This is a genomic window from Pseudomonas sp. JV449 (genome assembly GCF_032424295.1).
GTDB classification, from domain to species: Bacteria; Pseudomonadota; Gammaproteobacteria; order Pseudomonadales; family Pseudomonadaceae; genus Aquipseudomonas; species Aquipseudomonas marginalis.
Genome location: NZ_VYKD01000005.1, coordinates 867,216 through 880,010 on the forward strand (window position 1 = coordinate 867,216; position 12,795 = coordinate 880,010).

A 12,795-nucleotide genomic window follows, 5' to 3' on the forward strand; every position below is an offset into this window, starting at 1 on the left:
CTCAATTATTCGTTATAGCTGAACGTCGTGTAGCCGTGTTGATTGACAAGCTCATCACGCTCCGCGCTTTTAAGGTCCTCGCGCACCATCTCACTGACGAGTTCTTCGAATGTGATTTTTGGCGTCCAACCCAACTTCGTTTTCGCTTTGGTTGCATCTCCCAGTAGTGTTTCCACTTCAGTTGGGCGGAAGTATCTTGGGTCTACTGCCACGATGCATTTACCATCCTCGCTGTACCCTTTTTCGTCTACGCCCGAGCCTTGCCAGGTAATATTAATGCCTAGTTCGCTGGCCGCTGCGTTAACGAAATCACGGACACTGTATTGCACGCCTGTTGCTATAACAAAGTCTTCGGGGGTTTCTTGTTGCAGCATCAGCCATTGCATTTCTACGTAGTCTTTTGCGTGACCCCAGTCCCGCAAAGAATCCATATTGCCCAGGTACAGGCATTCTTGAAGGCCGAGTTTTATCCGAGCAAGTGCGCGAGTGATCTTGCGCGTGACGAAGGTTTCGCCTCGAATCGGACTTTCGTGGTTAAAAAGTATTCCGTTGCAGGCGTAGATCCCGTAAGCCTCTCGATAATTGACGGTGATCCAGTAGGCATATAGCTTCGCAACGGCGTAGGGGCTGCGTGGGTAGAAAGGCGTGGTTTCTTTCTGTGGCGTTTCTTGCACGAGGCCGTAAAGCTCGGAAGTGGACGCCTGATAGAAACGGGTCTTTTTTTCCAAGCCAAGAATTCGGATGGCTTCAAGAATACGCAGCGCACCGAGTGCATCGGAGTTGGCAGTATATTCAGGCTCTTCAAAAGAGACCGCTACGTGGCTTTGCGCTGCCAAATTGTAAATTTCGTCCGGTTGCACTTTTTGGATAATGCGCGTCAGGCTGGACGAGTCGGTCATATCTCCGTGGTGCAAGAAAAAAGGCAGGCCCTTGTCATGTACGTCATGGAATAGATGATCGATGCGAGCGGTGTTGAACAACGAGCTCCGGCGCTTCATGCCGTGTACTTCGTAGCCCTTGCTCAACAATAATTCAGCAAGATAGGCGCCATCTTGTCCAGTTACGCCTGTGATGAGTGCTTTCTTAATCATTTGCTCTTCCATAATTGTCTTCGAATCTAACGATATCGTTTTCACCCAGATAACTACCGGATTGGACTTCTATTATCTCAAGTTCAACCATTCCCGGGTTCTTCAGGCGATGGATTTCCCCGATGGGGATGTACGTGGATTGGTTTTCGGTCAAAATAAAAGTGTCAGCGCCGCGTGTCACTTCGGCCGTCCCTTTTACAACGATCCAGTGTTCGGCTCGGTGATGGTGTTTTTGCAGTGACAACGAGGCGCCTGGTTTCACACCAATTCTTTTGACCTGAAAGCGATCGCCCGTATCAATACTGTCGTACCAACCCCAGGGTCGCGAAACTTTTCGATGGGTGATCGCCTGACTGCAGTTTTCTTTTTCCAGTTGCAGGACGACGTTTTTAACGTGTTCTACATGATCTCTGTGGGTTATCAGGACTGCATCCGGGGTATCGATAATCAACAGGTTTTCAGTGCCTAATGCGACGACTGGTCGGTGTGGCGCGTGGATGAACGTGTTTCGGGATTGGCTTATTCGGCCTTGGCCGTGGATTCTGTTGCCGAATTCATCGGCTTCGGTCATTTCAGCCAGCGCATTCCAGCTACCTACGTCACTCCATTGCCCGCTGAATGGAGCTACTACTACATGGTCATGGTGCTCCATTACGGCGTAGTCAATGCTTTCTGCACGGCAGGTCGCAAAACTCGAAGCAGCAGGGCGGATAAAAGATGTTCCACCTGCGAGCCGTTCTGACGTTGCCTCATCGAAGGATGCTCGGCAGACCTCCAGAATGTCCGGTGCATGGCGTTCCATCGCATCAATCAGTACTGTGCCTTTGCACAGGAAAATCCCTGCATTCCACAAGACATCGCCCCGCAGGAGCAAGGTCTGCGCGGTGGCAGCATCGGGCTTTTCTATAAAACGTTCGACGCGGCTACACCCATCCTTTTGAGCAAGGCCTTGCTGGATATAACCATAAGCGGTCGAGGGAAAGCTCGGCAGTACGCCATAGGTGACGATTGCTCCGCCTTGGGCGTGAGCAACGCCAAGCCGCACGGTTCTTGCGAAAGCTTCCGCATCCGGAATGTGGTGATCAGCTGGGCAAAACAGCAGTAAGTCTCGCCCTTCTTTCACACTGCTCAGCGCTGCAAGTGTCATGGCGGCTGCCGTGTTCCGAGCAGACGGCTCCAGAATCACTGCGCCCTTCAACTGTGTCGAGTGAAGGCCCTCAGAGACTAGAAACCGGTGATCTTCAGAAGCGACTAACAGCACATGATCCGCGAGGAGAGATACGCGTTCCAGTGTCAGTTGTAGCAGGCTTTTCTCCCCGATTAGAGGTACAAACTGTTTTGGAAAACTTTTGCGTGACAACGGCCATAGCCGAGATCCAGAGCCGCCACAGAGAATAACCGGGGTGATTGAGTTAGATGTCATCAGTGGTCTACTTGAACAAAAAGCCTAAAAAGCCAGTAAATGGCATTACCTACGTGGATCTCGACGAATTGAAATATCTATAAAGATATCTAGCGGCGTTGATATGCTTGGTCTTTTTGTGGTAGCTGCCTGACTCCACGCCGTAAGAGCTTTTCAGTTTCATACAAGTCAAAAAATCCTTTTCGCCGGACGTTTGTGAAACCCTCTAAGGGCGAGTTGCCATTTTTTTGACTAACTCTATATTGCCATCAGGTACGCTAACCTAATAGTTTACCTTATGCTTGGCGTGCTTCAAGTTTTACCTCATGCAAGGACTCTGACGTCATTTTTTAGCTGTTTTTTGGAGGCTTACAGTTTCCGATTGGCGGTGACTGCATTGATCTGTGGGGCGCATGTCCGCTATGACCTTACGCATCACATACTTTGTAACCTCGTCATTTTTGACATGGCTCTGTAGTCACCTAAGTTAGAAAAGCAGCCTCGGAAAAGCTGCTTTTCTCTTACACTGTCATGGAGCGTCACCAATGCAAAACACCTACCTCACCTCCCTAATCTTCGCCTTCCTCACGACCCTCTCAGTCACCACCACCGCAGCCCCGTCCATCAAACCCGAAGCTCCAACCCCTATCACCGCCCAGATGACCAAGGTCGAGCAGTCCACCAAGGTCAACCTGAACACCGCCGATGCCGAGACCCTGCGTCGTGACCTCTTCGGTATCGGTGCCGCTAAAGCCCAGGCGATCATCGCCTATCGCGAAAGCAATGGTCCGTTCACGGCGGTGGATGAGTTGTTGGAAGTGAAGGGGATTGGCAAGGCGCTGCTGGAGAAGAATCGCGATAGGCTGGCCATCAACTGATTCATCCAGGAGGCCGGTCATTGATCGGCCTTTTTGCCCTCCGGGTTCTGCGTTTTCAGGCGTTCGCGCACCACGGCCATGATCTGTCTTGCCAATTGAGGGGCTTCAACACTCCTGGCCAGTACCAATGCGCCCACCAGTGTCGACATCATCACCAGGCTCTTTGCATCGCAACGCTCATCTCCCAATGCCGTTTCTATTTGCTTGAGCCTTGCGTTGAGTACCTGGTCTGTAGTCGCACTGGGCTGGCCTCGGAGCCCCAGTTCTGAACACATCGTTGGCAGCGGGCAGCCTTGGTCCGGGGAGGCCAGGTGCCATTCCGACAGGTAACTGTCGATAAACGCGCCCAGCGGCTGCTCCTGGCTGAACAGCATGTCGCAATGGGCGTCCAGGTCTGCGGCGGCCGCCTGCAGGGCTGTCTCCACCAGTTCGCCCTTGGATTTGAAATGCGCGTAAAAGCCGCCATGGGTCAGGTTCAACGCTTTCATCAGTGGCTGTAGGCCGGTGGCGTCGATGCCATCGCGGCGAAAGCGCGCAGAGGCTTCCGTGATGATGCGTTGGTGGGTCTGGGCTTTGTGGTTTTGTGAATAACGCATGGGGCATGCCTCGGTTACAGGCGGGCATTTTAGCCAACTTGACCTTTTTTACACACTCGTCGGCATGCAAGGCGTTGGCATGAAATGTGATTACATCTAGACGGAGGATTGTTCAACAATCGTGAGGTAGTCATGACGCTCAGTTTGTCTTTAGCCGACCAGATTGCCCTGGAGCTGCGTGCCGACATCATTGCGGGGCGGTTATTGCCAGGCATGGCATTGGTCGAGGTGGATCTGGTCAAGGCCTACAGTGCGTCGCGCAATACGATTCGCGAAGCCTTGCATCGTCTGGGGCAGGAGGGGTTGACCCGTTATGTGCGTAACAAGGGCGTTATGGTGCGGCGGTTGGAGCGTGAGGAAGTCCGCGACCTTTTTGTAGTCCGCCGTACCCTGGAGTTGCAGGCCATCGCCGGAAGCGATGCCTTGACGCACGAGCAATCCGAACGCCTGCAAAACGCCATTGACGCCACCACCCTGGCCCGTGAGCGCGAGGATTGGCGTGCGGTGGCCACCCACAGTTTGCTGTTCCATCAGCACATCGTCGGGTTGATGGGCAGCCCGTTGTTCGATGAGTTTTTTGCCCAGGTCATCGCCCAGTTGCGCCTGGTGTTTTGCGCCGCGCCTGATGAGCAACGTTTCCAGTCGCCCTGGCTGGAGCGTGACCGTGAGATTTATCAATGGCTGGTCCAGCAGGACAAACCGGCGGCAGGGGAGGCGATGAGCCTGTACCTGGATGATTCGGAACGCCTGTCCTTGGCCCTGTTTACCCACCCCTGATCGAGGATCTGCATCATGTACAAAGACTATCCGGCCGCTTATCAGGTCAGCAAGGGTTCGGCGTTGCAGGTCGACGCGGCATTTTACGAGCGCATTCGTGACCGAAAAGATCAGCGCAGCTTGATCGAGCAGTTCGAGGTACCGATTCGCACGGGCAGGGCGTGGAAGGTGCCCGCCGGGCATGTGTTTCGTGTTACCACGCCCGTGGGCCCGCAGGTGGGGGACTTCAATGTGTGGAACGCCAATGACCCCCGCGAACGTCTTTGGGCTGCACGTACCCGTCAGTTGCAGGGGGCGCATGTGAGCACTCATGACCGGCTATGGTCGAATCTGCCATTTCTAAGGCCACTGGTGACCATCACCGATGACAGCCTGGCCAGTTACGGCATCGATGAGCACGGCGGGCGTCTGCATGACTTGCTGGGGACGCGGTGCGATCCCTATGTGAACCGCATGCTCACCGGCGAGGACTTCCATCACCATTGCCACTCCAACCTGACCCGCGCGGTATTACCCCACGGTCTGACGGAATTCGACGTGCATGACGTGCTGAATATTTTCCAGTGCACGGGCCTCAATCACGACGACATGTATTTCATGAAAGCCTGCCCGGCGCAGAAGGGCGATTACCTGGAGTTCTTTGCCGAGATTGATTTGCTCTGCGCGCTGTCGACGTGCCCGGGCGGGGATTTGTCGCTGCCGATGTGGGGGCCGGATGCGCAGGATCCGCTGACGGTGTGCCGTCCGTTGGGGGTTGAGATCTATCGGCTGGAGGACGAGTTGCTGGACGGCTGGAGCCAGCCGGAGCGTGCTGCCTATAAAGGGCAGCACGGGTTGCAAATTGCCAAGGCGGATTGGGAGTAAGCGGTCCTAGCGGTCCTGCGCGTCCTTGGCGTCCGCCTGGGCATTGCGCTCGGCCACGCGCTTGCGTTGTTCGTCGGTGAGTTCCACCTTGTTGGCGCTGTCACGCAGCATCATCAGCCCTCCGACGATCGACCCAATCGCAACCACCATAATCAACCACGCATACCACGGCATAAGGCTCTCCTTGAGGCAGATTACCGTCGGAGAATTTTCCCACGGCAATAACTACTTTGAGTGACGGGCTTTCTGAGTAGTTCAGTGTAGGCCCGTTCTGCCTCGAAACCTTAGAGCCCGGTCAACATTGCATCTGCCGGTGCATCGGCACGGTCCTGTGCGGTCATCTGGAAGTAGATGAAACCCACGGCCATAAAGCCGAGGAAGATCAGCCCGATCAGCGTGTTGAACCACGCCATGGCCACCAGGCACACCACGGCCAGCGCCAGCGCAATGCCGGGCACGATCGGATAACCCGGCGCGCGGAAGGTACGTTCCAGCAGCGGCTCGGTCTTACGCAGTTTGAACAGGCTGAGCATGCTCATGATGTACATCACGATGGCACCGAACACCGCCATGGTGATCATCGCCGCGGTCAATGTCATGCCACCCAGGTTGATCAGGCCATCGCTGTAGATGGCGGCGATGCCGACCACGCCACCGGCGATGATTGCCCGGTGTGGTGTCTGAAAGCGCGATAATTTGGCGAGGAAGGAGGGCAGGTAACCGGCGCGGGCCAGGGCGAAGAACTGGCGCGAGTAGCCCAGGATAATGCCGTGGAAGCTCGCCACCAGGCCGAACAGGCCGATCCAGACCAGCATGTGCAGCCAGCCGGAGTTGTCGCCCACCACGGTTTTCATCGCCTGCGGCAGTGGATCGTTGATGTTCGACAGGGTGCGCCAGTCGCCCACGCCGCCGGCGAAGAACATCACGCCCATGGCCAGGATCACCAGGGTCAGGATGCCGCTGATGTAGGCCTTTGGAATGGTGCGCTTCGGATCTTTTGCTTCCTCGGCCGCCATGGCCGCGCCTTCGATGGCCAGGAAAAACCAGATGGCAAACGGAATCGCCGCAAACATCCCGGCAACCGCCGGGGCGCCGAAGGTATCGGAACCGGCCCAACCGTTCAGGGCAAAGTTGCTGAAGCTGAACGCGGGCGCGACCACGCCCATGAACACCAGCAGCTCGGCGACGGCGAGCACGCACACCACCAGCTCGAAGGTCGCGGCCAGTTTCACGCCGAGAATATTCAGCCCCATGAATACGATGTAGGCACCGACGGCCGCATGCTTGGGGTCCAGGGCCGGGAACTGCACATTCAGATACGCGCCGATCGCCAGGGCGATGGCAGGCGGGGCGAAGACAAATTCGATCAGGGTGGCGAGGCCTGCGATCAAGCCGCCTTTCTCCCCAAAGGCGCGACGACTGTAGGCAAACGGCCCGCCTGCGTGAGGAATGGCGGTAGTCAGCTCGGTGAAACTGAAGATAAAGCAGGTGTACATCGCGGCGACCATCAGCGAGGTCACCAGGAAGCCCAAGGTCCCGGCCACGCCCCAGCCGTAGCTCCAGCCGAAGTATTCCCCGGAAATCACCAGCCCGACGGCAATGCCCCATAAATGCAGGGTGCCCAAGGTGGGTTTGAGTTGTGTGTTCATCGTGCTGCGCTCCCTGAACGGTTTGGAATGATTCAAGGTGTTGCAGCGGCCATGCCAGCCTGAGAATCATTGTCGTAAAGCGGCGCAACTGTCGTGTGGGGGATGGTTTGGCGTTTGAAATTTGCCGGCGTCGCACCAGATAGGTGCGGCGGTGACGGTGCCGGCGCTATCGGGAGCAAGCCCCCTCCCACAGAAGCCTAATTGCCATAGATTCCGTATTCACTGGAAGTTGTGTAGATACCCATGCCCCGATAGCGCCCGCCCAGACGCTGGAACCCCCAGTGTAAACCCCGCATAAACCCACTCTTTACGCCATCTTTACGCCCCGCCCACCCCGTCGCTCTCGTTCCTTTACGCCACTCCTGCGGACAATTGCCCCACACGCGGCACTCGCCGCTAAACGGAGAGACTTCCATGAGCGTTCTGGACGGGGTGTCACTGCTATTGGCCGTGGCGCTGTTCATTTATCTGCTGGTTGCGCTGTTACGCGCGGATCGGAACTAGGAGCTGGCCATGCACAGTTATGACTATTGGCTGATCATTGCCTTCTTTGCCGTGGTACTGGTGCCGGCGCCGTTCCTGGGGCGGTTCTACTACAAGGTGATGGAAGGCCAGCGCACGTGGCTCAGCCCGGTGCTGGGGCCTGTCGAAAAAGCCTGTTATCGCCTGTCGGGGGTGGATGAACATCAGGAACAAAGCTGGCAGAAATACATGCTGGCCTTGCTCGCGTTCAACCTCGCGGGCTTTTTGCTGTTGTTCGCGATCCTGCTGTTCCAGGACTATCTCCCACTGAACCCGCAGAAATTGCCGGGCCAGGAATGGACCCTGGCCTTCAATACCGCGGTCAGTTTCATGACCAACACCAACTGGCAGTCCTACAGCGGTGAGGCGTCCCTGAGCTACCTCAGCCAGATGGCTGGCCTGACCGTGCAGAACTTCGTCAGTGCGGCCACCGGCCTGGCCGTCCTGGTCGCGCTGTGCCGTGGGATCGGGCGAAAATCCGCCAGGACCCTGGGTAACTTCTGGGTCGACATGACCCGCGCCACGCTCTACGGCCTGCTGCCGTTGTGCCTGGTGCTGGCGCTGTTCCTGGTGTGGCAGGGCGTACCGCAAACCTTCGCGCACTATGTGGATGCCGTGACCCTGCAAGGCGTGGATCAAGTGATCCCCCTGGGCCCGGCAGCCAGCCAGATTGCGATCAAGCAACTGGGCACCAACGGCGGCGGCTTCTTCGGCGTCAACTCGGCGCACCCGTTTGAAGACCCGACCGCCTGGGCCAACCTGTTCGAAGTGGCTTCGATCATCCTGATCCCGGTGGCGTTGGTATTCACCTTCGGCCACTACGTGAAAGACCTGCGCCAGAGCCGCGCGATCCTTGGCTGCATGCTGGCGCTGTTCCTGATCGGCGGCGCCACTTCCCTGTGGTCCGAATACCAGCCCAACCCGACCTTGAACAACCCGGCCGTCGAGCAGACCGCACCGCTGGAAGGCAAGGAAGCGCGCTTCGGCACCACCGGCACGGTGTTGTGGTCGGTGACCACCACGGCGGCGTCCAACGGTTCGGTCAACGGCATGCAAGACAGCCTCAACCCCCTCAGTGGGATGGTGGCGCTGGTCAACATGATGGTCGGCGAAGTGATCTTCGGCGGCGTCGGCGCCGGTATGTACGGCATGTTGCTCAACGTGTTGATCGCGGTGTTCCTGGCCGGCCTGATGATCGGGCGCACCCCGGAATACCTGGGCAAGAAACTCCAGGCCAAGGAAGTGCAGCTGCTGGTCGTGACCCTGTTGGTGATGCCGGTGGGCGTGCTGGTACTGGGTGCCATCGCCGCGAGCCTGCCCGGCCCAGCCGGCGCGATCAGTAACCCTGGCCCTCATGGTTTCAGCCAGTTGCTGTACGCCTACACCTCGGCCAGCGCCAACAACGGCTCGGCGTTCGGCGGTTTCAGTGCCAACACGCCGTTCCACAACCTGATGCTGGGCCTGGGCATGTTGATCGGCCGCTTCGGCTACATCCTCCCGGTACTGGCCCTGGCCGGCAGCCTGGCGATGAAGAAGACCGCACCGATTGGCCAGAACAGCTTCCCGACCCATGGTCCGCTGTTCGTGACCCTGTTGACCGTGACTATTTTGCTGGTGGGCGGCCTGACTTTCCTGCCGACGCTGGCGCTGGGGCCCATCGCTGAACACTTGAGCATGGGCTTCTAAAAAGGGGATATGAACATGAATATGCCTGCAAAAAACGCGGCCCCGGTCAAAACCCAGGAACCCGCCAAAACCGCCGTCTCTGCCCTGTGGCGCCCGGCGCTGGTCCAGGCGTTCGTCAAGCTGGACCCGCGCCAGCTGCAACGCTCGCCGGTGATGCTGGTGGTCGAGCTGACCGCCATCCTCACCACCGTGCTGTGCTTTGTGCCCGACACCGCCGTACCGACGTATGTGGCCGTGCAAATCGCCGTGTGGCTGTGGTTCACCGTGCTGTTCGCCAACTTCGCCGAAGCCTTGGCCGAAGGACGCGGCAAGGCCCGTGCCGACAGCCTCAAGGCCGGCAGCGAAGGCCTGAGCGCGCGGCGTAAGGAAGCCGATGGCAGCTTCAAGGTCGTGCCGGCCACCAGTCTGCGTAAAGGTGATGTGGTGCGTGTGGCCGCCGGGGAAATGATTCCCGGCGACGGCGAGGTCATCGAAGGCATCGCAGCGGTCAACGAAGCGGCGATCACCGGTGAGTCCGCGCCGGTGATCCGCGAGTCCGGCGGCGATCGCTCGGCCGTCACCGGCAACACGCGGCTGGTGTCGGACTGGCTGCTGATCCGCATCACCGCCAACCCCGGCGAGTCCACCCTGGACCGCATGATCGCCCTGGTCGAAGGCGCCAAGCGTCAGAAAACTCCCAACGAAGTCGCGCTGGATATCCTGCTGATCGGCCTGACCCTGATCTTCCTGATGGTGGTCGTGACCTTGCAGCCCTTCGCCCACTTCGCCAACGGCAGCTTGCCGCTGGTGTTTTTGGTCGCACTGCTGGTGACGCTGATTCCTACCACCATCGGTGGCTTGTTGTCGGCCATCGGTATTGCCGGTATGGACCGTCTGGTGCGCCTTAATGTGATCGCGAAGTCCGGTCGTGCCGTGGAGGCGGCCGGTGACGTGCATGTGTTGCTGCTGGACAAGACCGGCACCATCACCTTCGGTAACCGTCGGTGTGCGGCGGTGGTTGCGGCGCCTGGCGTCAGCGGCAAGGAAGTGGCCGAAGGTGCGTTGTTTGCTTCTTTGGCCGATGACACGGCAGAAGGCAAATCCATCGTCGAATACCTGCGGGCTCTGCACCCGCAGGCCGAGCCATCCCTGGATGAACTGACCGCGGTACCGTTCAGCGCCGAAACCCGCTTGTCCGGTGTCGACTACCAGGGCCGCGTGTTCCGCAAAGGCGCAGTGGATTCGTTGCTGGCGTTTATCGGCCAGCCACGCGGCGACCTGCAACCGGCATTGGCGCGGGAAATCGACAAGATCGCCCAGAGCGGCGGCACGCCCTTGCTGGTGTGTGCCGACGGCAAATTGCTCGGTGCGATCCACCTCAAGGACGTGGTCAAGCCCGGTATCCGCGAACGTTTCGCCGAGCTGCGCAAGCTGGGGATTCGCACGGTGATGGTCACCGGTGACAACCCGCTGACGGCCGCTGCGATCGCTGCCGAAGCCGGTGTGGATGACGTGCTGGCCGAAGCGACCCCGGAGAAAAAACTCGCGCGCATCCGTCACGAGCAAAACGACGGCCGCCTGGTGGCGATGTGCGGCGACGGTGCCAACGACGCCCCGGCACTCGCCCAGGCGGACGTCGGCATGGCGATGAACGACGGCACCCAGGCCGCCCGCGAGGCCGCCAATATGGTCGACCTCGACAGCGACCCCACCAAGCTGCTGGACGTGGTGCAGATCGGCAAGGAGTTGCTGGTGACCCGTGGTGCGTTGACCACCTTTTCCATCGCCAACGACGTGGCCAAGTACTTCGCGATCCTGCCGGCGTTGTTCGCCTCGATCTACCCGCAGTTGGGCGTGCTCAACGTGATGCACTTGCAGAGCCCCCAGAGCGCGATTCTCTCGGCCATCGTGTTCAACGCGCTGATCATCGTGGTGCTGATTCCCCTGGCGCTGCGCGGTGTGCGTGTGCAGGCCGCGAGTGCGGCGGCGTTGCTGCGGCGCAACCTGCTGATCTATGGCCTGGGCGGGTTGCTGGTTCCGTTCGTGGGCATCAAGGCGATCGACATGCTGCTGACCGCGCTGCACCTGGTGTGACCCGATGCCTGTGGGCACCACCCCGGTGCCCACAGGTTGCAAAGACCGAATTGAGGAATTTGAAATGTCCAACATAATCCGCCCGGCCCTGAGCCTGCTGGTGCTCATGACCCTGATCACCGGCGTGGCCTACCCACTGGTGGTGACCGGTGTCGCCCAAGTCGCCTTCCCGGACCAGGCCAACGGCAGCCTGGTGCGCGATGCCGGCGGCAAAGTGCGTGGCTCCAGCCTGATCGCCCAGGACTTTACCGGTGACAGCTGGTTCCATCCGCGCCCTTCGGCGGGTGCCTTTGCGACGGTTTCCAGCAGCGCCAGTAACCTCGGCCCCAGCAACCCGGCCTTGGCCACCCGCGTGTTCGATGACGCGAACAAACAGTTGGTGCCCGGCCAGGGCCCGGTGCCTTTGGTGTCGCTGACTACCTCCGGCAGCGGTCTTGATCCACACTTGCCACCCCAGGCGATTGCCTATCAACTGGCACGGGTGGCTGCCGCGCGAAATGTGCCGGTGTCGACCCTGCAACGGTTGTTGGATGCACATATCGAAAGCCCGCTGGTGGGGCCGCCAGTGGTGAATGTGCTGGCGCTGAACATGGCCCTGGAAAAACTCTGAACCCTGTGGGAGGGGGCTTGCCCCGGTACAAACCGGGGACATCGTTTACATTTCTAACCGGGGACATGGTTTACAGGCTAATACGCATGATCAGGAGGTAACTGATCATGCCCTGGAACCAAGAGTCCCCCATGAATCAAAGAATCAAGCTGGTAGCTGATTGGCTTTCTGGCAACTTCACCAAAAGCCAGTTGGCACGCCGCTTTGACGTTAGCCGACCTACCGTCGATAAGTGGATTGCCCGGCACGACGGCGATTTGAGGTCTTTATCCGAACTGTCCCGGCGACCTCACAACAGCCCAAATAAAACCGACGACGAGATTTTGGCCCGTGTAGTCGCGATGAAGGAGGCTCACGATAAATGGGGGCCGAAAAAGCTTCTCGAGCTATTACGGCTGGAAGATCCCTCCGTCACCTGGCCCTCTCCAAGTACGGCCGGTCAATGGCTTGACCGACTTGGGCTCGTCAAAAAGCGGCGCTTCAAACGCCGACACAGCATTTCCCACGCACAAATGCGAAAGGCCGACGAACCTAACAAGACGTGGTGTGCTGACTACAAAGGGCAGTTCAAGATGCTTAATGCTCAGATGTGCTTCCCTTTGACCGTCACAGACCATGCGTCGCGGCTGATTTTAGCGTGCAGGGCC

The 12,795-nt window shown here is 58.6% G+C and carries 13 protein-coding genes; 8 read left to right on the forward strand and 5 right to left on the reverse strand.

The annotated features are described in order from the left end of the window. Nucleotides 1–5: 5 nt before the first annotated feature. Entirely contained in the window at nucleotides 6–1,091 is a 1,086-nt protein-coding gene (gmd, locus tag F6S08_RS09360) for a GDP-mannose 4,6-dehydratase (protein WP_065947436.1), read from the reverse strand. Next, a complete protein-coding gene (locus tag F6S08_RS09365) occupies nucleotides 1,084–2,514 on the reverse strand; it encodes a mannose-1-phosphate guanylyltransferase/mannose-6-phosphate isomerase (RefSeq protein ID WP_065947437.1) in 1,431 nt (476 codons plus the stop codon). The genes gmd and F6S08_RS09365 overlap by 8 nt, the downstream gene beginning before the upstream one ends. Before the next feature lie 524 nt (nucleotides 2,515–3,038). On the opposite strand from F6S08_RS09365, the gene F6S08_RS09370 reads away from it, so the two are divergent. Next, entirely contained in the window at nucleotides 3,039–3,371 is a 333-nt protein-coding gene (locus tag F6S08_RS09370) for a ComEA family DNA-binding protein (protein ID WP_027604151.1), read from the forward strand. 17 nt (nucleotides 3,372–3,388) lie between these two features. Here the strand turns inward: F6S08_RS09370 and F6S08_RS09375 are convergent, their stop codons facing one another. Beyond that, nucleotides 3,389–3,967, reverse strand: a complete 579-nt coding sequence (locus tag F6S08_RS09375; RefSeq protein ID WP_315871324.1) for a TetR/AcrR family transcriptional regulator — start codon at nucleotides 3,965–3,967, stop codon at nucleotides 3,389–3,391. Between the two features lie 132 nt (nucleotides 3,968–4,099). On the opposite strand from F6S08_RS09375, the gene F6S08_RS09380 reads away from it, so the two are divergent. Together F6S08_RS09380 and F6S08_RS09385 are read left to right on the forward strand one after the other, a co-directional pair. After that, entirely contained in the window at nucleotides 4,100–4,744 is a 645-nt protein-coding gene (locus F6S08_RS09380) for a GntR family transcriptional regulator (RefSeq protein ID WP_315871325.1), read from the forward strand. Between the two features lie 15 nt (nucleotides 4,745–4,759). Beyond that, nucleotides 4,760–5,608, forward strand: coding sequence for an urea carboxylase-associated family protein (locus F6S08_RS09385; RefSeq protein ID WP_027604148.1), 849 nt, complete (start codon nucleotides 4,760–4,762; stop codon nucleotides 5,606–5,608). A gap of 6 nt (nucleotides 5,609–5,614) precedes the next feature. Here F6S08_RS09385 and F6S08_RS09390 read toward each other — a convergent pair whose 3' ends face one another. Both F6S08_RS09390 and eat read right to left on the reverse strand, forming a co-directional pair. Further along, the gene (locus tag F6S08_RS09390) at nucleotides 5,615–5,782 is read right to left on the reverse strand and encodes a DUF2897 family protein (protein WP_003172675.1); all 168 of its coding nucleotides are present in this window, start codon (nucleotides 5,780–5,782) and stop codon (nucleotides 5,615–5,617) included. A 110-nt stretch (nucleotides 5,783–5,892) separates the two neighbouring features. After that, nucleotides 5,893–7,257, reverse strand: a complete 1,365-nt coding sequence (eat, locus tag F6S08_RS09395) for an ethanolamine permease (RefSeq protein WP_065928097.1) — start codon at nucleotides 7,255–7,257, stop codon at nucleotides 5,893–5,895. A gap of 414 nt (nucleotides 7,258–7,671) precedes the next feature. Here eat and kdpF point away from each other — a divergent pair, with 414 nt between their 5' ends. The 5 genes from kdpF to F6S08_RS09420 all read left to right on the forward strand — a co-directional run. Beyond that, complete coding sequence (gene kdpF, locus F6S08_RS09400; protein ID WP_003218754.1) at nucleotides 7,672–7,761, forward strand: K(+)-transporting ATPase subunit F; 90 nt, start codon at nucleotides 7,672–7,674, stop codon at nucleotides 7,759–7,761. Nucleotides 7,762–7,770: 9 nt separating this feature from the next. Then, entirely contained in the window at nucleotides 7,771–9,465 is a 1,695-nt protein-coding gene (gene kdpA, locus F6S08_RS09405; protein WP_065928096.1) for a potassium-transporting ATPase subunit KdpA, read from the forward strand. Between the two features lie 9 nt (nucleotides 9,466–9,474). Then, entirely contained in the window at nucleotides 9,475–11,538 is a 2,064-nt protein-coding gene (kdpB, locus tag F6S08_RS09410; RefSeq protein ID WP_409999753.1) for a potassium-transporting ATPase subunit KdpB, read from the forward strand. Between the two features lie 64 nt (nucleotides 11,539–11,602). After that, a complete protein-coding gene (kdpC, locus tag F6S08_RS09415) occupies nucleotides 11,603–12,148 on the forward strand; it encodes a potassium-transporting ATPase subunit KdpC (RefSeq protein WP_315871327.1) in 546 nt (181 codons plus the stop codon). A 107-nt stretch (nucleotides 12,149–12,255) separates the two neighbouring features. Continuing rightward, on the forward strand, nucleotides 12,256–12,795 hold a 540-nt coding region (locus tag F6S08_RS09420; protein WP_409999756.1), incomplete at its 3' end, for a helix-turn-helix domain-containing protein.